The 23,369-nt window shown below is 72.5% G+C and carries 29 protein-coding genes; 16 read left to right on the forward strand and 13 right to left on the reverse strand.

Features of this window, described 5'->3' with window-relative positions:
• Window positions 1–93: 93 nt before the first annotated feature.
• The gene (locus ACH4D3_RS10585; RefSeq protein ID WP_398319258.1) at window positions 94–1,764 is read right to left on the reverse strand and encodes an alpha/beta hydrolase; all 1,671 of its coding nucleotides are present in this window, start codon (window positions 1,762–1,764) and stop codon (window positions 94–96) included.
• Between the two features lie 233 nt (window positions 1,765–1,997).
• Between ACH4D3_RS10585 and chpB the strand changes: the two genes are divergently transcribed.
• A complete protein-coding gene (gene chpB, locus ACH4D3_RS10590) occupies window positions 1,998–2,726 on the forward strand; it encodes an LAXTG-anchored chaplin ChpB (protein ID WP_398319261.1) in 729 nt (242 codons plus the stop codon).
• Window positions 2,727–2,769: 43 nt separating this feature from the next.
• Here chpB and ACH4D3_RS10595 read toward each other — a convergent pair whose 3' ends face one another.
• Window positions 2,770–3,255 carry a nucleoside deaminase gene (locus tag ACH4D3_RS10595; protein ID WP_398319264.1) on the reverse strand — a complete coding sequence of 162 codons (486 nt, stop codon included), beginning with the start codon at window positions 3,253–3,255 and terminating at the stop codon, window positions 2,770–2,772.
• Window positions 3,256–3,397: 142 nt separating this feature from the next.
• Here ACH4D3_RS10595 and ACH4D3_RS10600 point away from each other — a divergent pair, with 142 nt between their 5' ends.
• Window positions 3,398–4,357 carry an SDR family oxidoreductase gene (locus ACH4D3_RS10600; protein WP_398319267.1) on the forward strand — a complete coding sequence of 320 codons (960 nt, stop codon included), beginning with the start codon at window positions 3,398–3,400 and terminating at the stop codon, window positions 4,355–4,357.
• A gap of 26 nt (window positions 4,358–4,383) precedes the next feature.
• On the opposite strand, the gene ACH4D3_RS10605 is transcribed toward ACH4D3_RS10600, so the two are convergent.
• Together ACH4D3_RS10605 and ACH4D3_RS10610 are read right to left on the reverse strand one after the other, a co-directional pair.
• Complete coding sequence (locus ACH4D3_RS10605; RefSeq protein ID WP_398319270.1) at window positions 4,384–4,653, reverse strand: GlsB/YeaQ/YmgE family stress response membrane protein; 270 nt, start codon at window positions 4,651–4,653, stop codon at window positions 4,384–4,386.
• A 138-nt stretch (window positions 4,654–4,791) separates the two neighbouring features.
• Window positions 4,792–5,235 carry an SPW repeat protein gene (locus ACH4D3_RS10610; protein WP_385363186.1) on the reverse strand — a complete coding sequence of 148 codons (444 nt, stop codon included), beginning with the start codon at window positions 5,233–5,235 and terminating at the stop codon, window positions 4,792–4,794.
• 256 nt (window positions 5,236–5,491) lie between these two features.
• Between ACH4D3_RS10610 and ACH4D3_RS10615 the strand changes: the two genes are divergently transcribed.
• The 6 genes from ACH4D3_RS10615 to ACH4D3_RS10640 all read left to right on the forward strand — a co-directional run bounded on the left by ACH4D3_RS10615 (window position 5,492) and on the right by ACH4D3_RS10640 (window position 10,036).
• The gene (locus ACH4D3_RS10615; RefSeq protein WP_350891961.1) at window positions 5,492–5,575 is read left to right on the forward strand and encodes a putative leader peptide; all 84 of its coding nucleotides are present in this window, start codon (window positions 5,492–5,494) and stop codon (window positions 5,573–5,575) included.
• Between the two features lie 213 nt (window positions 5,576–5,788).
• Window positions 5,789–6,367: an NADPH-dependent FMN reductase gene (gene ssuE, locus ACH4D3_RS10620; RefSeq protein WP_398319273.1), complete on the forward strand. Its 579-nt coding sequence runs from the start codon at window positions 5,789–5,791 to the stop codon at window positions 6,365–6,367.
• A 240-nt stretch (window positions 6,368–6,607) separates the two neighbouring features.
• On the forward strand, window positions 6,608–7,498 hold the full coding sequence (locus ACH4D3_RS10625) for a glycoside hydrolase family 19 protein (protein ID WP_398319276.1): 891 nt from the start codon (window positions 6,608–6,610) through the stop codon (window positions 7,496–7,498).
• Between the two features lie 28 nt (window positions 7,499–7,526).
• Complete coding sequence (locus tag ACH4D3_RS10630; RefSeq protein WP_398319279.1) at window positions 7,527–8,426, forward strand: aldo/keto reductase; 900 nt, start codon at window positions 7,527–7,529, stop codon at window positions 8,424–8,426.
• 99 nt (window positions 8,427–8,525) lie between these two features.
• The gene (locus ACH4D3_RS10635; protein WP_398319282.1) at window positions 8,526–8,921 is read left to right on the forward strand and encodes a VOC family protein; all 396 of its coding nucleotides are present in this window, start codon (window positions 8,526–8,528) and stop codon (window positions 8,919–8,921) included.
• Between the two features lie 35 nt (window positions 8,922–8,956).
• Window positions 8,957–10,036 (forward strand): adenosine deaminase, encoded by a 1,080-nt coding sequence (locus ACH4D3_RS10640; RefSeq protein WP_398319285.1) that lies wholly within the window; start codon window positions 8,957–8,959, stop codon window positions 10,034–10,036.
• Here ACH4D3_RS10640 and ACH4D3_RS10645 read toward each other — a convergent pair.
• Together ACH4D3_RS10645 and ACH4D3_RS10650 are read right to left on the reverse strand one after the other, a co-directional pair.
• Entirely contained in the window at window positions 10,018–10,533 is a 516-nt protein-coding gene (locus tag ACH4D3_RS10645) for a DinB family protein (protein ID WP_398319288.1), read from the reverse strand. The genes ACH4D3_RS10640 and ACH4D3_RS10645 overlap by 19 nt on opposite strands.
• A 40-nt stretch (window positions 10,534–10,573) precedes the next feature.
• On the reverse strand, window positions 10,574–11,458 hold the full coding sequence (locus ACH4D3_RS10650) for a LysR family transcriptional regulator (protein ID WP_398319291.1): 885 nt from the start codon (window positions 11,456–11,458) through the stop codon (window positions 10,574–10,576).
• 128 nt (window positions 11,459–11,586) lie between these two features.
• Between ACH4D3_RS10650 and mgrA the strand changes: the two genes are divergently transcribed.
• On the forward strand, window positions 11,587–12,579 hold the full coding sequence (mgrA, locus tag ACH4D3_RS10655) for an L-glyceraldehyde 3-phosphate reductase (RefSeq protein ID WP_398319294.1): 993 nt from the start codon (window positions 11,587–11,589) through the stop codon (window positions 12,577–12,579).
• 18 nt (window positions 12,580–12,597) lie between these two features.
• Here mgrA and ACH4D3_RS10660 read toward each other — a convergent pair whose 3' ends face one another.
• Window positions 12,598–12,981, reverse strand: coding sequence for a nuclear transport factor 2 family protein (locus tag ACH4D3_RS10660; RefSeq protein ID WP_398319297.1), 384 nt, complete (start codon window positions 12,979–12,981; stop codon window positions 12,598–12,600).
• 334 nt (window positions 12,982–13,315) lie between these two features.
• Between ACH4D3_RS10660 and ACH4D3_RS10665 the strand changes: the two genes are divergently transcribed.
• On the forward strand, window positions 13,316–13,726 hold the full coding sequence (locus ACH4D3_RS10665; RefSeq protein ID WP_398319300.1) for a hypothetical protein: 411 nt from the start codon (window positions 13,316–13,318) through the stop codon (window positions 13,724–13,726).
• Between the two features lie 26 nt (window positions 13,727–13,752).
• Here ACH4D3_RS10665 and ACH4D3_RS10670 read toward each other — a convergent pair whose 3' ends face one another.
• The 3 genes from ACH4D3_RS10670 to ACH4D3_RS10680 form a co-directional block, all read right to left on the reverse strand.
• A complete protein-coding gene (locus ACH4D3_RS10670; RefSeq protein WP_398319303.1) occupies window positions 13,753–15,045 on the reverse strand; it encodes a streptophobe family protein in 1,293 nt (430 codons plus the stop codon).
• A gap of 137 nt (window positions 15,046–15,182) precedes the next feature.
• Complete coding sequence (locus ACH4D3_RS10675; RefSeq protein WP_398321070.1) at window positions 15,183–15,602, reverse strand: hypothetical protein; 420 nt, start codon at window positions 15,600–15,602, stop codon at window positions 15,183–15,185.
• Window positions 15,599–16,183, reverse strand: a complete 585-nt coding sequence (locus ACH4D3_RS10680; RefSeq protein WP_398319306.1) for a PRC-barrel domain-containing protein — start codon at window positions 16,181–16,183, stop codon at window positions 15,599–15,601. The genes ACH4D3_RS10675 and ACH4D3_RS10680 overlap by 4 nt, the downstream gene beginning before the upstream one ends.
• 169 nt (window positions 16,184–16,352) lie before the next feature.
• On the opposite strand from ACH4D3_RS10680, the gene ACH4D3_RS10685 reads away from it, so the two are divergent.
• The gene (locus ACH4D3_RS10685) at window positions 16,353–16,844 is read left to right on the forward strand and encodes an ATP-binding protein (protein WP_398319309.1); all 492 of its coding nucleotides are present in this window, start codon (window positions 16,353–16,355) and stop codon (window positions 16,842–16,844) included.
• Window positions 16,845–16,873: 29 nt separating this feature from the next.
• On the opposite strand, the gene ACH4D3_RS10690 is transcribed toward ACH4D3_RS10685, so the two are convergent.
• Entirely contained in the window at window positions 16,874–17,761 is an 888-nt protein-coding gene (locus ACH4D3_RS10690) for an RNA polymerase sigma factor SigF (protein WP_398319311.1), read from the reverse strand.
• Between the two features lie 208 nt (window positions 17,762–17,969).
• On the opposite strand from ACH4D3_RS10690, the gene ACH4D3_RS10695 reads away from it, so the two are divergent.
• Window positions 17,970–18,413 (forward strand): helix-turn-helix domain-containing protein, encoded by a 444-nt coding sequence (locus ACH4D3_RS10695; RefSeq protein ID WP_398319314.1) that lies wholly within the window; start codon window positions 17,970–17,972, stop codon window positions 18,411–18,413.
• Between the two features lie 51 nt (window positions 18,414–18,464).
• Here ACH4D3_RS10695 and ACH4D3_RS10700 read toward each other — a convergent pair whose 3' ends face one another.
• A complete protein-coding gene (locus ACH4D3_RS10700) occupies window positions 18,465–19,067 on the reverse strand; it encodes a ClpP family protease (protein WP_109028910.1) in 603 nt (200 codons plus the stop codon).
• Window position 19,068: 1 nt separating this feature from the next.
• Window positions 19,069–19,722, reverse strand: coding sequence for an ATP-dependent Clp protease proteolytic subunit (locus tag ACH4D3_RS10705; protein WP_398319317.1), 654 nt, complete (start codon window positions 19,720–19,722; stop codon window positions 19,069–19,071).
• Window positions 19,723–19,930: 208 nt separating this feature from the next.
• On the opposite strand from ACH4D3_RS10705, the gene ACH4D3_RS10710 reads away from it, so the two are divergent.
• The 4 genes from ACH4D3_RS10710 to ACH4D3_RS10725 all read left to right on the forward strand — a co-directional run bounded on the left by ACH4D3_RS10710 (window position 19,931) and on the right by ACH4D3_RS10725 (window position 23,361).
• Window positions 19,931–20,413, forward strand: coding sequence for a VOC family protein (locus ACH4D3_RS10710; protein WP_398319320.1), 483 nt, complete (start codon window positions 19,931–19,933; stop codon window positions 20,411–20,413).
• A gap of 47 nt (window positions 20,414–20,460) precedes the next feature.
• Entirely contained in the window at window positions 20,461–21,258 is a 798-nt protein-coding gene (locus tag ACH4D3_RS10715) for a VOC family protein (protein WP_398319323.1), read from the forward strand.
• A gap of 31 nt (window positions 21,259–21,289) precedes the next feature.
• Entirely contained in the window at window positions 21,290–21,994 is a 705-nt protein-coding gene (locus ACH4D3_RS10720) for a ribonuclease H (protein WP_398319326.1), read from the forward strand.
• A 107-nt stretch (window positions 21,995–22,101) separates the two neighbouring features.
• Window positions 22,102–23,361 (forward strand): FAD-dependent monooxygenase, encoded by a 1,260-nt coding sequence (locus ACH4D3_RS10725; protein ID WP_398319329.1) that lies wholly within the window; start codon window positions 22,102–22,104, stop codon window positions 23,359–23,361.
• Window positions 23,362–23,369 lie beyond the last annotated feature (8 nt).

Below are 23,369 nucleotides of genomic sequence, written 5' to 3' on the forward strand. Positions count from 1 at the left end.
GATATGCTCCACGGGTATATAAGGCATATCGGGCATTCGGAGCGGATCGCCGCTCGGTCCGACCCGCCGCCGCTCGGTCGGACCCGTGGCGGCTCAGTCGGACCCGTCGCCGGTGGACTCGGGACCGCAGGAGCTGCCGTCGGGCGGCAGGGAGCCGTACAGCAGGAAGTCGTCGACCTTGCGGTGCACGCACTTGGACGATGCGTAGCCGGTGTGCCCCTCGCCCCGGTTGTCCAGGACCACGGCGGAGGGGCCGAGCCGGTCCGCCGTCTCCGTCGTCCAGCGGTAGGGCGTGGCCGGGTCGCCGCGGGTGCCGACCAGGAGCATCCTCGCGGTGTCGAGGTCCTTCACGTCGTCCCGGATGTAGTCCGTCCCCTTGGGCCGGCCGTAGCACATGAGCACCTGGGTGAGCCGGTACCGGCCGAAGACCGGCGAGACGTCCTCGTACCGGGCGCGCAGCCGGTCGAGGGAGGCGGTGACCTGGGCGGCGGTGGGGCGGTCGGGGTCGTCGGCGCAGTTGATCGCCATCAGGGCGGCCGGAAGGTTGTCCATGGGGACGTCCTCCTCGTCGGTGAGGCCGGCCGTCCTGTCGCCCCGGACCGGTGCCCGGGGCGGTGCCTGGACCGGCGCCCGGACCGGGAAGGTGACGCCCCCGGAAGAGAAGCCCTCCAGGCCGCGGGTGTCGCCGTCCTCGAGCAACTGCGCGAGGGCCCGCTCCAGCGAGGGCCACAACTCCCGGCTGTACAGGGCCTGGCCGATCGCGCCGACCATGTCCTGCCCGGTGAAGGGCTCGCCGAACGCCGACGGCACCGGGTCGGAGTCGAGGGAGGCGACGAGCCGCTCGACCTGGTCCCGGGCGTCCCGGGCATCCTGGCCGAACGGGCAGGCGACGTCCTCGACGCACCAGTCGAGGAAGTTCTCCAGCGCGGTCTGCTGCCCCCGCGCCCCGGCCAGCCCCTGCTCGGCCAGCGGCTCCGTCAGCGTGTCCACGCCGTCCAGGACCATCCGGCCGACCTTGTCCGGGAACCGCGCCGCGTAGACCGCCCCCAGCCGGGTTCCGTACGAGAAGCCAAGGTAGTTGAGCCGGTCGTCGCCGAGTGCCCGGCGCATCACGTCCATGTCGCGTGCCGCGTCGACCGTGCCTATGTGGGGCAGCACGGGGCCGGAGTACTTGGCGCACTCGGCCGCCGCGTCCCGCAGCCGTTTCAGCACGTCCTCGGGGTCGGCCATCCCTCCGTCCCCGTCCGTCGCCTCCATGATCTTCAGGGTGGCCGGCCCGCAGGAGACCGGTGAGGACCGGCCGACGCCGCGCGGGTCGAAGGTCACCACGTCGTAGCCGTTGGTGAGGTGCATGAACTCCTTGCCGCCCACGGCGAGTTCGTTGATGCCGGAGCCGCCGGGCCCGCCGAAGTTCAGCAGGACCGAGCCCCGTGAGTCGCCGGTCGCCCGGTACCGGGCCAGGGCCACGTCGAGGGTCCCGCCCCGCGGCCGCGCGTAGTCGAGGGGGACGGTGACCTTGCCGCACTGCAGGTCCTTCGGCATGTCCGTGCCCTCGCACGCCGTCCACTCGACCCGCTGGTCGTAGAACCGGGACAGGCCCGATCCGGCGTCCCCCTTGGCCGCGGTGGCCGCAACTGCCGCGGTGGCCGAGGTGGTCGCGCCGTTCGCGGCGGCGGGCAGTCCCGCACCCAGCAGGGCCAGACCGAGCGCTCCGGTCACCGCGCAGCGCCGGACCGAGGGCCGAGTCTCCAGTCTGGCCTGCATCGATGCCTCCCGGGCGCCCCGTCGCTGACCGGTGGTCGGCGCCCTCGCTCACCATAAGCGGGCCGCGCACCCGGCGCCTCCGGGCGGCATCGCACCGGCCCGTGCGCCGCTTGTTCGATGAACCGCCCACTCGATGGGGTGAAAGACCGATAAGCCATAACTCGGATGGTGCGCCCGCGTTCTAGACGGTGCGGGCGACTGCCCGCGACCATGTCTGGAAGGCAGGGAACCTCATGAGAAGGGTTACCCGAAACGGTGTGTTCGCCGTCGCCGCCTCAGGCGCGCTGGCCGTGACGATGCCGGCGTACGCGGCGTTCGCGTCCGACGGGGCCGGTGCCGAGGGATCCGCGGCCGGTTCGCCCGGGCTGATCTCCGGCAACACCGTCCAGCTCCCGGTGGACGTGCCGGTCGACGTGTGCGGCAACACCGTGAACGTGGTGGGGCTGCTCAACCCGGCCGCGGGCAACGGCTGCGCCGACTCCGGCGAGCCGGGGGCGTCGGACCAGGGCGCGTCGCACCGGGCGGCGGGAGCCTCGGGCGGTACGTCCGGCGGCGCGTCCGGGGGGACGTCCGGCGGCGCGGCCGCCGAGGGAAGCGGAAAGGATTCGCCCGGCGTGCTCTCCGGCAACGGGGTGCAGCTGCCGGTGCACCTCCCGGTGAACGTCAGCGGCAACAGCGTCAACGTGGTCGGCATCGGCAACCCGGCCGTCGGCAACGAGTCGACGAACGACTCCGGTGACCGCCCGGAGCCCGTACGGCCCCCGGTGGAGCCGGAGTCGTCCGCCCCCGGGGAGGAGCGCGCCGGGCCCGGACCGTCCCCGCACGCCCACCCGTCCCGGGAAGAGGTGTCCCTCGCCCACACCGGGGCGGACCGCACCCTGCCCGCCCTCGCGGGCGGCGCCGCGCTCGTGCTGGGCGGAACCGTCCTCTACCGGCGCTTCGGGCCGAGCTCCGGGGGCTGACCGCGCCGACCGGGGCGTCCACCGTCAGGACGGGTGCCCCGGCTCAGGCACGTCCCGCGTGGAAGCGCCGGTGCAGGGCGTGGATCTCCCGCGTGAGCTCCGGCACCGGGCCCTCCACGGTCACGCCGGGCGCCACCTCCCGCACCGGGAGCGGCCGTACCGGTGCTGCGGGTACGCCCAACTCCTCCAGCCAGACCACCAGTTGCTCCGACGAGGCGACGTACACGATGCGCCCCAGGCCCACCCACGCGTGTGCGGCCGCGCACATCGGGCAGTGCTCGCCGGACGTGTACACCGTGGCCGCGGCCCGCTCCTCGGGTGCCAGCCGGGCGGCGGACCAGCGCGCGAGCTCGAACTCCGGGTGACGGGTCCGGTCGCCGGAGGCCACCCGGTTGTGGTCCTCGGCCAGTACCGTGCCGTCCCCGCCCACCAGTACCGAGCCGAACGGCTCGTCGCCGGCCTCCAGTGCCTCGGCCGCCAGCTCCACACAACGGCGCAGATGTGGCAGTTCGGCGTCCTTCACGACCATGGCGCACCGCCCTCCTCGTGACGTGATCCTTCCCGGCCAGCCTATGTCTCCCCGGCCCGGCCATCTTGCTATCTGTAGTCGCTGGAGTTAGAGTCTCTAACAGAAGGAAGTAGTCATAGCGATTCGAGGCAAGAGGAGCGCCATGTCCGCCGCCACCCCGCAGCCGCCCGCCCCGCACGTCGTCCTGGGATCCGGTCCCGCCGGCACCGCGCTCGCCCGTGAGCTGGTGCGCAGGGGCCACCCCGTCCGCCTGGTGGACCGCAGGGCCGCCGGTCCCGCCGTCGAGGGCGTCGAGCGGATCGCCGCCGACGTGAGCACGGCCGACGGCGCCCGCGCCGCCATACGCGACGCGGCCGTCGTGTACCACTGCGTCAACGTCGCCTACCACCTCCAGGTCGAGGTGATGCCCCGGGTCCAGGAGGCGGTCCTGGCCGCCGTCGAGGAGAGCGGCGCCCGGCTGGTGGTGCTCGACACGCTCTACCCGTACGGCGAGACCGGGGGAGCGGTGATGACCGAGGACAGTCCCTGGAAGGCCACCAGCCGCAAGGGGCGGATGCGTGCCGAACTGGACGAGCGGTACCTCGCCGCCCACCGGTCCGGCCGGGCCCGCGTGGTCCTCGGCCGCAGTGCCGACTTCTTCGGGCCCGGCGTGCTCAACTCGTCCCTGGGTGCGGCCGTCTTCCCCGGCGCCCTCACCGGCGGCGACGTCGTGGGCATGGGGAACATCGATCTGCCGCACAGCTACACCGGGATCGAGGACGTGGCGGCCGCTCTCGCCACCCTCGGCGAGCGTCCCGACGGGGACGGCCGCGTCTGGCACCTGCCGACCGCGCCCGCCGTCAGCCCGCGCGAGATCCACGCGCTGATCGAGAAGCGCGTGGGCCGCCCGCTGAACGTCGTGGTCCTGGAACGGCCCCGCCCCTTCGGCCCCTTCGACGAACAGCTGATGGCCGAGTACGAGGAGATGTTCTACCAGCACACCGAGCCGCAGATCATGGACTCCGGTGCCTTCGAGCGGTTCTTCGGGGCGGCTCCGACGCCGCTGGCGGACACCGTGGACGCGACCGTCACCTGGTACGAGGCGTGGCTCCGCAACAGGTGACGGTCAGGCCCTCAACGGCCCGGGCGTCAACGGCCCGGGCGCGACCGGGACCGGTCCAGCGCGGTCACGCCGACCGCGGCCAGGCCGATCTGGATGAGCCACTCGACCCAGTCGACGCCGTCCGTGTCGGCCACGTCGAACGCCGAGGCGACCCACGATCCGACGAGCGCGGCCACGATGCCGACGAGGATCGTCCACAGGACGCCGATGCGCTGCCGGCCGGGCACGACCAGCCGGCCCAGCACGCCGATGACGACGCCGATGACGATGGCGCTGACAATACCGTCGATCTCCATCTCCACCCCTCTTCGCCGAGACCCCCGCAGGGATGCGTCTGCCCGCTGCGGGCGGGTGCAGTCCCGTCGGCGGTGGTACGGGCGACGGGCCGGCCCGCGCGATGCGGGACCGGCCCGTGCCGTTTCCTTCCGGTGCGTCTAGGGCCTGCGTGGGGCGCTCCGCGCCGCCGTACCGGCGCAGACCATGCCCAGCAGCAGGGCGAGGGCGCCGATGACGATGTTGTTCCAGATGACACCGGCGTCCGGACTCGAGCCCACGATCCAGGGCGAAATGATCATCCAGACTCCGATCGCGCACATGGCCCAGCTGAGGCCGTACATGCGCTCCGGGGCGCGGGTGAACCCGAGGGCCAGCAGGCCGATGGCGATGCCCACGATCAGGTTGTGGGCCACCAGGGAGGGCTGGCTGGTGGTGAAGTGGAGTATCCACGGGGACACGGCACAGTAGAGGCCGAGCAGGAACACCGGCCCGTCCACGAGTGCCACGTCGCGGCCACCGAGCACGCGCGCGTAGCGCGCCTGCATTTCCGGGGCGTCCGGGTGGCTGGTGATGTCACCTCGGGGGTGCGAGACGTTGGCCATGAGTCGTCTCCTTTGACTTGCAGGGCCGACCGCTTCGAATGCGGTGTGCGGTAGCGCCGCATAAGTGCATTCTGCTCTTATTTCACCCTTATGTGTAGTGGTGAGAGGGCAGGGATCTGCGACTGGTGCGAGCGCCGCACCCGGCCCGGGAACTGCCGGTCCGCAGTGTCACGGCCATGTGAAATCCGGCGCCGGGCGGTGCGACCGGGCGGTTCCTCCTTGACCGTTCTCGGCGGCGGCTGCCACGATCGAAGGCATGACAACGCGACCGGATCTCACGCGGCGACGCCACGTCGACCTCGCGCGCGTCTCCAGCGCTTCCTGTCGCACCGCGGCCTGATCCCGCCGATTCCGCCGATCTGGCGATCTGGCGATCTGCCGGTCTGCCGATCCGTCGCATCGTCCCGCACGCCGCCGCACCGGTCGGAGCCGCCGCCCCGCGCGTGACGCTCCACACCGCCCGAACGTGACGCTCCACGCCGCCCCGACCCGGCCGCGACGCCCACCCGTTGCCGGGCCCTCCGCCGCGTCCGCCTTCCCGAAAAGAGAACCCATGGCCACCGTCCTGTCCGTCTCCGGCAGTCCCTCCGCCTCCTCGCGCACCAACCGGCTGCTGCGCCACCTCGACGACCGGCTGACCGCCCAGGGCCACGAGGTGGTCCCGCTCGACGTCCGCGCCCTCCCCGCACAGGCGCTGCTCGGCGCGGACCTCGGGCACCCCGCGATCACCGAGGCCGCCCAACTGTTCGCCCGTGCCGACGGCGTCGTCGTCGGCACGCCCGTCTACAAGGCGTCGTACTCCGGTGTCCTGAAGGCCCTGCTCGACCTTCTCCCGCAGTACGCGCTCACCGGCAAGACGGTGCTGCCGCTCGCCACCGGGGGGTCCACCGCCCATGTCCTGGCGATCGACTACGCGCTGCGCCCGGTGCTGAACTCCATGGGCGCGGCGCACGTCGTGCAGGGCTGGTTCACCCTCGACCGCGACATCACGGCGCACGAGGACGGCACGGTCACCGTCGCCCCGGGTGCCGCGGAGGCCCTCGCCCAGGTGGTCGACCAGTTCTCGGCCGCCCTGGCCGTCCGTCCGGCCGTCGCCCCGCCGGCCGCCCCCGCGCTGGCCGCGGCGAGCTGAAGGCGCGGCACCCGGCGCTCGCGCGCCGACGGGTTCGACACAACGTCCCGCCGACCCGGGCAAGTTGAACTGGTCTACACCCTTGACTGGTACAGACCAAGGCGGTTGAGTGTGCCTCCACACCCCCCTCCACGGCCGCCCCCACGCCGTGGCCGGTCCGACCGGCACGTGCGCACAGGTTCCGCGCCCCACCCTGCCCCTGTACGGGAGCGGCCGTGCTCCGCAGAAGGAGACAGACCTGTGTCGAGGCGCCGTATATCCGCCGTGGTGACCGCGCTCGCCCTCGCCGGCGCAGTGCCGTTGCTCATGCCCGCCAACGAGGCTTCCGCCGCCTCGTGTTCGAGCTACCCCGCCTGGTCGGCCGACGCGAACTACAACACCGGCGACGTCGTCCGCTACACCGACGGCAAGGCCTACATCGCCGAGCACGCCAACCCGGGCTACGACCCGCTCATCAGCACCTGGTACTGGAACCCGTACGCCTGTGACGGCGGTTCGCAGACGCCGGTCGGCAACTTCGTGGTCAGCGAGGCCCAGTTCAACCAGATGTTCCCGGGCCGGAACTCCTTCTACACCTACAGCGGCCTCACCGCCGCGCTCAGCGCCTACCCCGGCTTCGCCAACACCGGCAGCGACACCACCAAGAAGCAGGAGGCCGCGGCCTTCCTCGCCAACGTCAGCCACGAGACCGGCGGCCTGGTGCACATCGTCGAGCAGAACACCGCCAACTACCCGCACTACTGCGACTGGAACCAGCCCTACGGCTGCCCGGCGGGCCAGGCCGCCTACTACGGGCGCGGACCGATCCAGCTCAGCTGGAACTTCAACTACAAGGCCGCGGGCGACGCGCTCGGCATCGACCTGCTGGGCAACCCCTGGCTGGTGCAGAACGACGCGGCCGTGGCCTGGAAGACCGGCCTGTGGTACTGGAACACCCAGTCCGGGCCCGGCACCATGACCCCGCACAACGCGATGGTCAACGGCGCCGGCTTCGGCCAGACCATCCGGTCCATCAACGGCTCGCTGGAGTGCGACGGAAAGAACCCCGCCCAAGTCCAGAGCCGGGTCACCAAGTACCAGCAGTTCAGCCAGATCCTCGGCGTCTCGCCGGGCGGCAACCTGTACTGCTGACCCCGCCCGGGTGTGCGAAACTCCGCCGATGACCTCGGAAACGATCACCGCGGAGTCCGCCGGCACCTGGCACCTCGGCGACCTGCCCGTCCGCCGCGTCGGCTTCGGCGCGATGCGGCTGACGGGCAGCGCCGCCTTCCACCTCGGCACCCCGAGCGACCGCGCACGCTCCCTCGCCGTGCTGCGCCGGGCCGTCGAACTCGGCGTCAACCACATCGACACCGCCGCCTTCTACTTCTCCTCCCTGCGCTCCGCCAACGAACTGATCAACAGCGCGCTCGCGCCCTACGCGGACGACCTGGTCGTCGCCACCAAGGTCGGCCCGTACCGCGACTGGTCGGGGGAGTGGGGCACCTCCGCCCGCCCCGAGGACCTGCGCGCCCACGTCGAGGAGAACCTGCGCCAGCTCGGCCGCGACCACCTCGACGTCGTCTACCTGCGCCGCATGCGGCAGGACTCGGTCGCCGAGCACTTCGGCGCGCTGGCAGAACTGCGCGAGGCGGGACTGATCCGCCACCTCGGCCTCTCCGACGTGGAGCCCCGGCACCTCGCCGAGGCGCAGGCCATCGCCCCGGTGGTGAGCGTCCAGAACCGGTACGGTCTCGGCTTCCACGACCCCGCCACCGACGCGCTCCTGGCCCAGTGCCGTGCCCAGGGCATCGCCTTCGTGCCGTTCTACGCCATCGCCGGCGAGGCCGGTCCGCGCGGCGCCGGTACCGCCCACGAGGCGGAGGTGCGCGCGGTGGCCCGGGCGCACGGGGCGAGCCCCGCGCAGGTCAGGATCGCCTGGACCCTGCAGCAGGGCCCGCACGTGCTGGCCATCCCCGGCACCGGCGACCCGGCGCACCTCGCCGAGAACGTCGCCGCGGGCGCCCTGCGCCTCACCGGCGCGGAGCTGGCGCGGCTCGACGGAGCGCGCACGGGCTGAGCTCCGCCGCACCGGCCCCGGTCCCGCGGGCGGGGACTTGGCGTCCAGGGAGTTTTACGTATAACCTCTCCCGTCAATCGCCCGTCCCGGAAGGTGCCGATGACACGCATCGCCCTGGTCGCCCTCGTCGTCGACGACTACGACGAGGCGATCCGCTTCTACACCGAGGCCCTCGGCTTCCGCCTCGCCGAGGACGCACCCCGGCCCGACGGCTCCCGCTGGGTCGTGGTCGAGCCCGGCGGCCCGGGCGCGGGCACCGCTGTGCTGCTGGCCCGCGCCAAGGGTGAGGCCCAGCGGGCCCGGGTCGGCGACCAGACGGGCGGGCGCGTCGGGTTCTTCCTGCACACCGACGACTTCGCCCGCGACCACGCCCGCATGACCGCGGCGGGCGTGACCTTCCTGGAGGAGCCCCGGCACGAGCCCTACGGCACGGTCGCCGTCTTCCAGGACCTGTACGGCAACCGCTGGGACCTGCTCCAGCCCGTCGCCCCCTGATCGTCCCCTCCAGAACCGTCGAGGAACCCCCGCACATGTCATCTACGCGCATAGACACCCAGACTCTCCGACGCCTCCCCAAGGCGGTCCTCCACGACCACCTCGACGGCGGCCTGCGCCCGGCGACCGTCGTGGAGCTGGCCGAGAGCGTCGGCCACACCCTGCCCACCACCGACCCCGACGCGCTGGCCGCCTGGTACTACGAGGCCGCCAACTCCGGCGACCTGGTGCGCTACATCGCCACCTTCGAGCACACCCTCGCCGTGATGCAGAACCGCGAGGGGCTGCTGCGCACCGCCGAGGAGTACGTCCTGGACCTCGCCGCCGACGGCGTCGTCTACGGCGAGGTCCGCTACGCCCCGGAGCTGAACACCAGGGGCGGGCTGTCGATGAGGGAGGTCGTGGAGACCGTCCAGGAGGGTCTCGCCGCCGGCATGGCCAAGGCGGCCGCCGCCGGGACACCCGTCCGGGTCGGCACCCTGCTCTGCGGCATGCGGATGTTCGACCGGGTCCGCGAGGCCGCCGACCTCGCCGTCGCCTTCCGGGACGCCGGGGTCGTCGGCTTCGACATCGCCGGCGCCGAGGACGGCTTCCCGCCCGCCGACCACCTGGACGCCTTCGAGCACCTGCGCCGCGAGAACGTGCCCTTCACCATCCACGCCGGTGAGGCGCACGGGCTGCCCAGCATCCACCAGGCCCTCCAGGTGTGCGGCGCCCAGCGCCTCGGCCACGGCGTGCGCATCACCGACGACATCCCGGACCTCGGGGCGGGCAAGCTGGGCCGGCTCGCCGCCTGGGTGCGCGACCGCCGGATCGCCCTGGAGATGTGCCCGACCTCCAACCTCCAGACCGGTGCCGCGGCCTCGATCGCCGAGCACCCGATCACCGCGCTGAAGGACCTCGGCTTCCGCGTCACCCTCAACACCGACAACCGCCTGGTGTCGGGCACGACGATGACGCGCGAGATGTCCCTGCTGGTCGAGCAGGCGGGCTGGGGCGTCGAGGACCTGCGCACGGTCACCGTGAACGCACTCAAGAGCGCCTTCCTCCCCTTCGACGAGCGCAACGCCCTCATCGAGGACGTGGTCCTGCCGGGCTACGCGTCCGCGCTCTGAACCAGCCCGCGCACATAGGCGGCCTGTCCGGCGTGCTGGAGATCGTCGGACAGGACGCTGACCAGCCGCACGGCGAGGGTGACCGGCGGATCCCAGTTGTCGTCGACGACCCGCTCCAGGTCCTTCGCGGTCAGCGAGCGCAGGGCCGTGAGCGTCTGCTCGTGCACGGCGTCGTAGTAGCCGGTCAGCAGCTCGCCCGAGTCGACCCGCACCTTCGCGACCTCGGCGGAGCTGTGGCCGTACCCGGTGTCGCGGCGGGGCAGCCCCAGGCCGAAGCGTTTCTCCCAGTCCCCGGTGAGCCACACCTGGTCGAGCCCGAAGGCGTCGGCGACGTGGTCGTCCTGGACGCGGGTGAGATGCCAGACCAGCCAGGCGACGGAGTTGGCGTCGGCGGCGGGGCGGGCGTTCAGGCCGTCGGGGTCCAGGCCCTCGACGGCGGCGTGGACTTCTTCCTGGATGCGGCCGTAGCCCTCGATGAGGATGTCCTTCGCATGCATGCGTCCACCATCGCGCAGTCCGCCCGCCCGCGCCCCCCGTTCACGCGCTTCCCGTCTCCAGCAATCCCATCAGCGCCCGCGCCGCCGGGCTGGTCGCCTGCGCGGACGGGAGCAGCGCGATGGTCTCGTACTCCGTGCCGCCGGCGTCCTTGAGCGGCAGCGAGGTGAGGGCGGCCCGCTTGTGGCGGAAGTGCCGCGGCACGACCGCGATGCCGAGGTTCTCGTCGATCAGGTCGAGCAGCCCGTGCACGTCGTTCACCTCCAGCGGCACCGTCCGCCGCACGCCCGCCGCGGCGAAGACGGCGTCGGTCACGCGGCGCGGACCCCAGTCCGGGTGGAAGTCGACGAACACCTCGTCGGCCAGGTCGTGCGGGGTGAGCACCGCGCCGTCCGCCGCCAGCCGGTGGTCCGGGTGGCACAGCACCGTCATCGGCTCGCCCGCCAGCGAGACCGACCGCAACTGGTCCGTGTCCTCCTGGGTGCGGTAGGCGAAGGCCAGGTCGAGCCGCCCCGCCGCGACCTCCTCGGCCAGCTCCCCGGAGCCCGCCTGCCGCAGCCGGATCTCCACGTCCGGGTGACCGCGCCGGAACGCGGCCAGCAGCCGGGCCACCGGCACCCCCGCGATGCACTGCTCGGCGCCCAGCGACAGCGTCCCGCGCAGCACCCCCTGCACCGCGGCGACCGCCTCGTGCGCCGAGCGCACCTGGGCGAGGATCCGCCGGGCCTCCTCCAGCAGCGCCCGCCCGGCCTCCGTCAGCGTCACCCGGCGGGTGGTGCGCACGAACAGCGGTGCCCGCAGCTCCCGCTCCAGCGCCCGGATCGACGCCGAGAGACCGGACTGGGACACCAGCAGCCGTTCCGCCGCGCGGGTGAAGTGCTGGTCCTCGGCGACCGCCACGAAGTGCTGGAGATGACGCAGTTCCATGACTCAGAAGCCTAACCGCGCAATCCCATCGGATTCTTCTGTTGGACCACTGCACGCAGGTCACGCGAGAGTGGAGGACGGTTCCACCCAAGCCCCGTACCTCGGGGGCCAACCCCTCTGGAGTCGCGTTGTACACCGCACACCCCGACCGCTACGCGGAGATGCCCTACCGGCGCACCGGACGCAGCGGCCTGAAGCTCCCCGCGCTCTCGCTCGGCCTGTGGCACAACTTCGGCCCGGACCGCCCCGTCGGGACCCAGCGCGCCATCCTGCGGCGCGCCTTCGACCTCGGCGTCACCCACTTCGACCTGGCCAACAACTACGGCCCGCCGCCCGGCTCCGCCGAGTCCGCGCTCGGCGAGGCCCTCAGGGCCGACTTCGCGCCGTACCGCGACGAGCTGGTGATCTCCACCAAGGCCGGCTATCTGATGTGGCCCGGACCGTACGGCGAGTGGGGCTCGCGCAAGTACCTGCTGTCCTCCCTGGACCAGAGCCTGACCCGGATGGGTCTGGACTACGTCGACATCTTCTACTCGCACCGCCCCGACCCGGACACTCCGCTGGAGGAGACGATGGGCGCCCTGCACACGGCGGTGCAGCAGGGCAAGGCGCTGTACGTCGGAGTCTCCAACTACTCGCCGGAGCAGACCCGCGAGGCCGCCCGCATCCTCGCCGGGCTGGGCACCCCGCTGCTGATCCACCAGCCGCGCTACTCCATGCTCGACCGGCGGCCCGAGACCAGCGGCCTGCTGGGCGCCCTCGACGAGCTGGAAGTCGGCTCCATCGCCTACTCCCCGCTGGAGCAGGGCCTGCTGACCGGCCGCTACCTGAACGGCATCCCGGAGGACTCGCGGGCCGCGAGCGACAGCCCCTTCCTGAACTCCGACGCGGTCACCGAGGAACTCGTCGGCAAGCTGCGCGCGCTGAACGAGATCGCCGCATCCCGCGGCCAGTCGCTGGCCCAGACGGCACTCGCCTGGGTGCTGCGCCAGGGCAGGGTGACCTCGGCGCTGGTCGGCGCGAGCAGCCCGCGGCAGCTGGAGGACAGCGTCGCGGCCATCGGGAACCTGGACTTCGACGCCGGCGAACTGGCCCGCATCGACAAGATCGTCCAGGGCTAGGGGTGGGTCCGCCGGTGCTCACGCCCCCGCGGGCACCCGGTCCAGGAAGCCGAACACCGACCGGATGCGGTCCTCGCCGTCCAGGGTGATCACGTCGAACCCGACCACCGGCGCCGGGCCCTCCTCGGCGTCGCTCACCAGCTCCCAGGAGAAGCGCGCCGTGTCGTGGTGCCCGTCGACCGCGCCCAACAGCCGGAAGGAGAAGCCGGGGAACTGCTCGTGCGCGGCCACGATCACGGCGGCGATCTGCTGGTGGCCGCGCACATCGGCGAGGGGGTCGGTGTAGCCGCCGTCCTCCGTCCACGCCGCGGCGACCGCCTTGGCCACCGCGTCCGGGCCCGCGTTCCAGGCCTCGAAGTAGCGGGCGACGGCGTCCTCGTAACGGCGGGTGGGTGCGGACATGGCGATCAGCCTCCAATGAGGTGGGTGTGCCGGTCAGGAGCCGGGTCCCGGTCTCGGTGACCCGGTACGACCACCCTGCCCGCGCCCGCCGGCACCGTCGATTACCCCCGGGGTCATGGCACGCGGCACGGCGGCGGCGCGGCATTTCGGCCAACCGGCGCCGCGAATATGCCAGGAGACTGGCCGGAAATTCATGGTGACAGTGGTTCAGTAGTGAACATACTCACCACTAGGGCCTTTCACACCATGCGACAGCGCCCTCACGCACAGCACACGAGCCGCACGGACGTCATGCCGGACCGGCAGGCGGGCTGAGTGACGGGGGAGGGTAGCAGTGCACGACGAGTTCCTGTGCCATGTCACCGCCTACGGTGTATGCGACGGCCGGCGCATCGGCGTCCCGCTGGGCACCTACCGGGCTCCCACCCTCGCGCTGGCCCTGTGGTGGCTGCGCGACAGGGCGATGTGGATCGCCGAGCGGCTGGATCCGCAGCCCGACAATCCCCACTTACCGCGCGGCGCCCTGACTCCCGTCGCCGACGACGCGCCCGACGTGCCGCTCAGGCTGCGCGCCTGGTGCGCCGACGACGTACAACAGGAGCTGGTCGCCGACGAACTCGCCGCGGGGAATCTGGTACGCCTCGCGACCAGTGACGAGACCACCGAGTACGAACTGATGGCCGAGTCCGTGGACGCGCTGCGGATGCAGCGGGCCGCGCCGCCCCTGGTCGTACCCGTCGCCTGAACACCCCGGCCCCGGACCGGCATCCGTCAGCGCCCGACCCGACGGGACCGCCCGCCCACCCACCGTGCGAGCAACGCGCCCAGGAACCCGGCGACCAGCCCCCACAGCAGCGCGAGACCCACCGCACCCCACGGACGCGGCCGCAGGAACACCTGTCCGGCCAGCCCGCCGTCCAGGTCGCCGATGCCGAGCACCGACAGCCCGTAGTGGGCGGAGACCCGGCCGACCAGGCAGATCATCAGGACGGTGAGCGCCAGGGCGACGGCCAGGCGCACGGCGTGCAGCCAGGCGGGCAGCCGTGCCGGACAGCGGGACGCCATGAGGAAACCGGCCGACAGGACCAGGACGGCCGCGGCGACCAGGAGCCACCACATCCGCCCGTCGCGCTCGGCGAGCGTGCCCACGTTCACGGTCGAGACGTCCGGCGTGCGCAGCACCTCGTCGAGCACCCGCGGCATCGGGAGCCCGAACGGCCCCTCCACCCGCCCGTTCCAGGTGGCCCCGAGGCCGATCGTGAGCGCGGGCCAGGCCAGGTTCGGCAGCCCCAGCAGCAGCACGGCGAAGGTGTCCGCCGGACGGTCCCGCGTCGCGGCGACGACCAGCGCGACGACGACTCCGACGACCACGTACGCCAGCAGCAGCGCGACCATCGCGTACGCGGCCGGCCGCACCGACGTCCGCAGCCGCAGCAGCCGAGCGGGCAGCGGCGCCCGGTGCGAGACCAGCAGGGCGAGCACGAGCACTCCCGCCAGCCACAGCAGTCCGAAGAGGACGGTCAGCGGCACGTCCGTGGTGAAACCGACGGTCGGACGCACGCCGAACAGGTCGCCGAGGTCGCTCAGCAGCCCTTCACCGAGGGAGACCTCGAACGTCTGCCGCGCCGCGAACCCCGCCCCGAGGAGGGCGAGCAGCCACAGAACCGCGATCCGCCCCGCCCAGCCGGCCAGTTCCCGCGCGCCGGCGACGGCCCGGTGCCGCAGCGGCCGCAGGAAGCCCCAAGCGATCACCAGCGCACCGGTCAGGGTGACGGACAGCGGCATCACGGTCAGACCCGCGTCGGTGGCCGCCAGCTCACCCGCGTCGCCGGACAGCTCCACCGCACCGCCCACGGAGGTGACGAACGTCGCCACGACGACCCGGGGAAAGGCGCGGTCGGGCAGGTCCGCGGCACCGGCCGCCCACAGCCCGAGCGCCGCCACGCCCCCCATGGCGACCAGCCCGGCCAGCACGGTGCCCAGCGCCTGCGCCCAGCCGTGCCGGGCGACCGTCCGGCCGGGGGATCCGGGAGACCCCGGAGGCCCGGGGGAGCCCGGAGGCACAGGGGGTACGGGAGGTACTGCGGGGGTTCGCGGACTCACGCTGCCACGCTAAGCAGCCCCCGCCGGGCACGCCCGCCGACAGAGCCGTACGCGTCGGACGGCGGCTCCGGCTCCGGCCGCCGGGGACCGGCCTGCGTTCAGACCGCCCGCACGACCAGGGCGTAGTCGCCGAGACCCAGCAGACGGTCGGGCGGCAGCTCACCGCGGGTGGTGAACAGCGCGAGGAGGCGAGCGCTCAGGGTGTCGAACGCGACGTCCAGCACCGTGCCCCGCTCGGTTCCCGTCTCGGTGAGGATCCGGCGGCCCAGCAGATCGTGATCGTGCGGGGGCGGCACCGGTTGGAGAGCGGCGGACCGCACCCGCACCGCGCCCGGTCCGACGGTGTGCACGGCGTCCCAGGGCAGCGCCGACTCCCTCCGGAACCGGCCGCCGCGCCACCGGACATGGCTGACGGCGCCGGAGACGACGTCGACGTCCAGGGACGTGACGGTGCCGAGCGGCGCGGTGCCCTCCCGCGGCATCACCGGCAGCCCGCGCACCTCGGTGAAGAGCATCACGGCGGCGACCCCTGCCACGGGCCGGGCACACCGCCGATCAGCGCGGTGAAGCCGGGCAGGTCGTCCGCGACGTGCCGGACCGCGCCGTCGGCAAGCACCAGGGCCCGGCCGCTGACGGTGAGCGTCCGGCCGCGCGGCACGTACACCCGGCGCCGGTGCCGGGTGGGGCCCGGCACGAACCGCCGGCTCGCCGCCACCCGGAAGCCGACCACCCGGCCGCCGGTGCCGCCCTCCACCACGACGTCGAGCACCGTGCCGATCTCCGTGCCCGCCTCGGTCAGCACCCTCGCCCCCCGCAACCGGGCCCGGAGATTGTGCTGGTGGGCCGTCATCGCCGCCGCGTCCACCAGGCCCCGCCGGTCCCGGATCATCACCGCGTCATGGCCCAGCGCGTACACGGCCGACCACGGCAGGCCCTCCTTGAGCGGACCGGACAGCAGACCCCGTCCCGTCAGGGTGAAACCGGTGATCCGCTCCGCGGCGGCGTCGCATACGGTGTCCTTGACGTGGGCGACGGCATCGCCGCCGAGGGTGACCACCGGCCGGGTGGTGAGGCTTCGCGCGGCCATCAGTTCGTCCATCGCACACCCTTCCCCCGTCCCGATCGCACACCCTTGTCGACACCACGGGTTCCCCGGACCACTGTGACGATGCCCGCACTGCGAACAGACGTGGACTGCTACGCGCGGCTCGGGGTACGAGGACAGGTGCAGCAGCGTCCGGCCAGTCCGGCTTCCGAGAGAGAAACGCATGACCGAGTACCTGGACGGGGCAGTGATACCGACTGGTTTCGACGTACCCGTTGAACCGCTGAGGCGGGCGGCACACTACTCCGGTGAGCCGGGATGCATAGCGCAGGCGCGTTCCTTCGCCTCGCTCTTCCTCGACCAGCTGAGGACCGAGTGGTGCGCCACGATCGGCCCCCGCGCCGACGGGGCGGTGCTCCTCGTGGTGAGCGAGCTGGTCACCAACGCGGACCGGCACAGCAGGGGGCCGTACATCCTGGAGCTGGAGGGCACGGGTGCCTCGGTGGCGGTGACCGTGTACGACAGCAGCGGCGCGGTCCCGGAGCGCTTCCCCCGCGACCCCGAACGCGTCGGGCGGCACGGCCTGGAGATCGTGCACGCCCTGGTGGAGACGGTCGTCGTCGAACGCGTGCCGGTCGGCAAGCGGGTGCGCGCGGTGGTGCCCCTCACCGAAGGCCGAGAAGGCCGAGAAGGCCGAGAAGGCCGAGAAGGCTGACGGGCACCCTCGTCGCCGCGCGGCACCGCTCAGGCGCAGCCGAGTTCGCCCAGCATGCCCTCGCGCAGCCGGGTGAGGATCCGCTTGATCAGCCGGGACACGTGCATCTGCGAGCAGCCGAGCCGTTCGCCGATCTCCGCCTGGGTGGCCTCCTCCACGAACCGCAGGTGGATGATCTGCCTGTCGCGCTCGCTCAGCTCGGCCATCAGCGGGGCCAGCGAGTGGAAGTCCTCGACGAGCCGCAGCCCGTCCTCCTCCACACCGATGAAGTCGGCCAGCACCGACTCGCCGTTCTCGGGTCCGTCACCGGTCAGCGCGGCGTCCAGCGAGGAGGAGTTGTAGCCGTTGGACGCGATCTGGCCCTCGATGACCTGGTCCTCGCCGATGTTCATCAGCGTGGCGAGTTCGGCGACCGTGGGTTCGCGGTCCAGGCGGGTGGAGAGCTCCTCGCGGGCCCTGGCCAGCTCCACACGCAGCTCCTGGAGCCGGCGCGGGACGTGCACCGCCCAGGTGGTGTCCCGGAAGAAGCGCTTGATCTCGCCGACGATGTAGGGCAGCGCGAAGGACGTGAACTCGACCTCGCGCGACAACTCGAAGCGGTCGATGGCCTTGATCAGGCCGATCATGCCGGTCTGGACGATGTCCTCCATGTCGTCCCCGCGACCGCGGAAACGGCCCGCGGCGAACCGCACGAGCGACATGTTCATCTCGATCAGCGTGTTGCGCGCGAACTGGTACTCGGCCGTGCCCTCTTCGAGCTCCGCCAGACGCCGGAAGAACTGGCGGGACAACTGCCGCGCGTCGCGCGGTGCCACGCTGCGGGGGTCCACGACGTCCCGCGGTGATCCCTCACCCGTCCCGCTCCCGGTGGTCTTCCCGGCAACCTGCGCTTTAGGACGGACCACGGCGGTCTGCATTGCCTCTCCCACGAAAGTCACGGCTCTCCCTAGGCTTTTCGCGCTTGCGGGTACCCGGGTCGCGACGGCGCATGCCTCCCACTTCCGCCCAGCCTAGTGCGGCCGACGGTCCGCGGCATCCGGGCCGCTCCGGCGAGCGCCGCGGGATTCTCCTGAGGGCGCAACGCCGCACCCTTACGGGACGCGGCCGGAACCCTAGGCTGAGGAGGTGACCAGCCACGTGCCGAACGAAGCCCGCGTCATTCCGCTGCGCCCGCAGGCCACGCGCCCGCAGGCCACGCGCCCGGGGGCGCCGCCCGCCGCCGCACCGGTTCCCCCGGAGCGAAGGCCGCCCACCGTGCGAGAGCCCCTGTGGCGCGACCTGGTCGGAGACGTCCTGCGGCGTGAACGCCTTGAGCAGGAGCGCACGCTGAAGGAGGTCGCCGAGGCCGCCCGGATCTCCATGCCCTACCTCTCGGAGGTGGAGCGCGGCCGCAAGGAGGCGTCCTCCGAAGTACTGGCCGCCGCCGCGGGCGCCCTCGGACTGGGCCTGGGCGACCTGCTGGCCCGCGCGCAGGGCGAGCTGATCCGGCTCACTTCCCGGCACACCGGCGCGGGAGCGGGCCGGGGGACGTCGGGCGCGCGGTTCGACGGGATGTGCCTGGCCGCCTGAGGACGCGCACGGGCCGGCGCCCCCGCACCGCGGGGACGCCGGCCCGCCGGCTCAGACCCTCGCCAGGCGCCGCGCGAGCACCTCGTCGGCCAGCCCGTAGGCCACCGCCTCCTGGGCGGTGAAGACCTTGTCGCGGTCCATGTCGGCGCGCAGCGTCGCGACGTCGTGGTGCGTGTGGCGGGCCAGCACCTCCTCCACCTGGGAGCGGATGCGCACCATCTCCTTGGCCTGGAGTGCCAGGTCGGACACCGTGCCCTGGCGGCCGCCGCTGGCCGGCTGCCCTAGCAGGACCCGCGCGTGCTCGAGCACGAACCGCCGCCCGGGGTCCCCGCCCGCCAGCAGCACCGCCGCCGTGGACGCCGCCTGCCCGACACAGAACGTCGAGATCGGCGCCTGCACGAAGGTCATCGTGTCGTAGATCGCCATCAGCGACGTGAACGAGCCGCCGGGAGAGTTGATGTAGACGGCGATCTCGCTCTCGGGGGCCGACGACTCCAGGTGCAGGAGCTGTGCGATCACGACGTTGGCCACGCCGTCGTCGATCTCGGTCCCCAGGAAGATGATCCGCTCGGACAGCAGCCGGCTGAACACGTCGTAGGACCGCTCGCCCTGCGGGGTCCGCTCGACGACGTTCGGAATCGTGTAGCTCCCCATGTCACAGTCCCATCCGTCGCCTGGTGGCGGCCGGTCGCACGTCCGCGAGGGACTGCACGACCCGGTCCACCATTCCGTACTCCCTGGCCTCCTCGGCCGTGAACCAGCGGTCGCGGTCGCCGTCCCGGGAGATGGTCTCGGGGCTCTGACCGGTGTGCTCGGCGGTGATCCGCTCGATGGTCCGCTTGGTGAAGTCCAGGTTGTCCGCCTGGATCTCGATGTCGGCGGTGGTGCCGCCGATGCCCGCCGACGGCTGGTGCATCATGATCCGCGCGTTCGGCAGCGCGTAGCGCTTGCCCGCCGTGCCGACGCTGAGCAGGAACTGCCCCATGCTGGCGGCGAAGCCCATGGCGAGCGTGGAGACGTCGTTGGGGATCAGCCGCATGGTGTCGTAGATGGCGAGCCCCGCGTGCACGGAGCCGCCGGGGCTGTTGACGTACAGGCTGATGTCGGTGCGCGGGTCCTGTGCGGACAGGATCAGCAGCTGCGCGCAGACCCGGTTCGCGGAGACCTCGTCGACCTGCGTACCGAGCAGCACGATCCGCTGGTCGAGCAGCTGCTCGGCGAGCCGGTCGTCGAACCGGGTGGCGGGGGTGTCGCCCTCTTCGGCCCTGGGCGTTCGGGCCGGGGCAGGGCCGGCGGTGAATGGAGACATCGGCGCTCCTTGTCGAGTCGTGGCCAGTAGTGGAGGGGTGGTGCGGGGGGTGCGGCCGAACGGCGCCGCGGTTCCTCCACTCTCGGCCCGCCGAGGCCCGGACCGGGGACTTCTCTGCCCGCGGCAGATTCGCCACCGGCAGAGCGATGAGTTCCGCGGTCCGTGCCGGTCGACAGTGGTGACCCCGTTCCGTTCCCAGGAGGCAGACATGAGCACCGACGGATTCACCACGTGCCTGTGGTTCGACGGCGACGCCGAGGACGCCGCCCACTTCTACGTCTCCGTCTTCAAGAACTCCGGCATCGGCGCCGTCACCCGCTACCCCGAGGGAGCACCGCAGCCCGCCGGCTCGGTGCTCACCGTCGAGTTCACCGCCAACGGCCAGAAGTTCGTGGGCCTCAACGGCGGCCCGCAGTTCCGGTTCAACGAGGCGATCTCCTTCCAGATCAGCTGCGAGGACCAGGACGAGGTCGACCACTACTGGACCGCTCTCACCGAGGGCGGCGGCGAGGACGGGCCCTGCGGCTGGCTCAAGGACCGGTTCGGCGTGTCCTGGCAGGTCGTCCCGCGCCGGCTCGAGGAGATGTTCCGCGACCCCGACCCCGCCAGGGTGGCGCGGGCCAACAAGGCCATGCTGTCGATGCGCAAGCTCGACATCGCCGCACTGGAGCAGGCCTATGCCGGGGAGTGACCACCCGTACCCGACCCACACCCACATTCGCTGAGGAGGCGGCAGTCATGGCCGTATCACCACAAGGGGCCCCTTGCTGGGCCGACGCGATGTTCACCGACGTCGAGGGAGCCAAGAGCTTCTACGGCGACGTCCTCGGCTGGACCTTCGGCGAGTCGTCGACGGAGTTCGGCGACTACACCCAGTGCTACGCGGACGGCAAGGCGGTGGCCGCCGTGGTCCCGCCCCCGCCCGGTCACGAGGACCAGTCCCAGTGGTGCCTCTACTTCGCCTCCCCGGACGCCGCGGCGACCGCCGGGCGGATCCGCGAGGCCGGCGGAGAGCTGCTGCTGGAGCCGATGAAGGTCGGCGACTTCGGCACCATGTGCCTGGCCCGGGACCCGAGCGGCGTCGTCTTCGGCGTCTGGCAGGGCGACGCCCACGAGGGCTTCGAGGCGACGGCCGTCCCCGGCGCGTACTGCTGGGCCGAGGTCTTCACCCGCGAGCCCGCGAAGTCGGACGCCTTCTTCCCCGCGGTCTTCTCCTACCGGGCCCGGCAGATGCAGGACGACCAGGTGGACTTCCGCCTCTTCGACCTCGGCGACGACCCCGTCCTGGGCCGCATGGCCATGACGGAGGACTTCCCGCCCGAGGTCCCGCCCTACATCAACGTCTACTTCACCGTCGGCGACTGCGACGACGCGGTGGCCCGCGCCACCAGGCTCGGCGGCATCCTGCGGTTCGGCCCGATGACGACCCCGTTCGGCCGGTTCGCGGCGCTGAGCGACCCGCAGGGCGCGAGCTTCTCGGTGATCGACATCACGACCACCGAGGGGGAGATGCCCAAGGTCACGGACGTCTCCTGAACCCTGTCCGGACACCCCGCCGGGCCATGGCATGATCGAGCGCATGCGTGAACGTGTAGTGGCCGCGTGCGACGGGGCTTCGAAGGGAAACCCGGGTCCGGCCGGCTGGGCCTGGGTGATCGCCGACCCGTCGGAGAACCCGGTCCGCTGGGAGGCGGGTCCGCTCGGCCGGACCACCAACAACGTCGCCGAACTCACGGCGCTGGAGCGGCTGCTGGCGTCGACCGACCCCGAGGTGCCGCTCGAGGTCCGCATGGACTCGCAGTACGCCATGAAGGCCGTCACCACCTGGCTGCCCGGCTGGAAGCGCAACGGCTGGAAGACCGCCGCGGGCAAGCCCGTCGCCAACCAGGAGCTGGTCGTGCGCATCGACGAGCTGCTCGACGGCCGTTCGGTCGAGTTCCGCTACGTGCCCGCGCACCAGGTCGACGGCGACCGGCTCAACGACTTCGCCGACCGCGCCGCCAGCCAGTCGGCCGTCGTCCAGGAAGCCGCGGGCAGCGCGCTCGGCTCCCCCGAGCCGCCGCCCGCGCCGGACGTCCCGGCGGCCCGCAGGGCACCGCGCAAGGGGTCCTCCGGCGCGGTCCGCAAGAACGGCGGCTCCTCGGCCCGCACCATCAAGGCGAAGTTCCCCGGACGCTGCCTGTGCGGCCGTTCGTACGCGGCAGGCGAGCCCATCGCCAAGAACGACCAGGGCTGGGGCCACCCGGAGTGCCGCACGGTGGCCGCCGGATAAACCGCGCCCGCCCACGGCCGCGCGGCACCGGCCCGCGGGTCCTCCCTTGCTACTCTGCGGTCCCGAACAGCCGTAATGACCGTTATGAGTGCATACCAGGGGTGTGTGTGAAGGTCGCCTGTGCCGGCGGTGGGCCCGCCGGACTGTATCTGTCGATCCTGCTGAAGCGGCAGGACCCGGCCCACAACGTCACCGTGTACGAACGCGATCCGGAGGGCTCCACCTACGGCTGGGGCGTCACCTACTGGCGCGGACTGCTCGACCGGCTCCGCGAGCACGACCCCGACTCCGCACGCGCCGTCGAGGAGCACTCCGTGCGCTGGCGGGACGGAGTCGCCCACGTCGGCGGCCTGGCCACCCGGCACCACGGCGACGAGGGCTTCGGCATCGGCCGCCACCGGCTCCTCGCGATCCTCGCCGCCCGCGCGCGCGAACTGGGCGTGCGCCTGGAGTTCCAGCACCCGGTCACCGGCCACAACCCGCCCGCCGCCGACCTCGTGGTGGCGGCCGACGGGGCGGGCAGCGCCCTGCGCACCCACCACGCCGACCACTTCGGCACCGAGATCACCGGCGGCCGCGACCACTACGTGTGGCTCGGCACCACCAAGGTCTTCGACGCCTTCACCTTCGCCTTCGTCGAGACCGACCACGGCTGGATCTGGGCGTACGGCTACGGCTTCGGCCCCGAGGGCAGCACCTGCGTCGTCGAGTGCGCGCCCGAGACCTGGACCGGCCTGGGCCTGGACCGCGCCGACGAGGCCAAGGGGCTCGTCCTGCTGGAGAAGCTCTTCGCCGACGTCCTGGACGGACACCCGCTCACCGCGCGGTCCTCCGGCCGGGCCAGTGCCTCCTGGCCCGTCTTCCGCACCCTCACCAACCGCACCTGGTCCCGGGACAACCTCGTCCTGCTCGGCGACGCCGCCCACACCACCCACTACTCCATCGGCGCCGGAACCACGCTCGCCCTGGAGGACGCCATGGCCCTGGCCACCGCCCTGCGCGAGCGGGACACCCTCCCGGACGCCCTCGCCCACTACGAACGCGAACGCCGGGCGGCCCTGCTGCCGGTGCAGAGCGCGGCCCGGCTCAGCGCCCAGTGGTACGAGAACCTGCCCCGCTACATCCACCTGCCGCCGGAGCAGATGTTCGCCCTGCTCGGCCAGCGCCACTCGCCGCTGCTGCCCCACCTCCCGCCCCGGCTGTACTACCGGATCGACCGGGCGGCCGGCCGGCTGGAGACCCTGCGCAGGGTCAAGCGCCGGCTGGGGCCCGTGATCGCGCGCACCGTCCAGGCACGCAGACTCGCCGCCGGCGACGGACGGGCCCGCTCCGGGCGTCCCGACGCGGTGCCCGCGCACCGCGGATGACAGACTGA

It is taken from the genome of Streptomyces sp. NPDC018026 (assembly GCF_044327745.1).
Taxonomy (GTDB): Bacteria; Actinomycetota; Actinomycetes; order Streptomycetales; family Streptomycetaceae; genus Streptomyces; species Streptomyces rubrogriseus.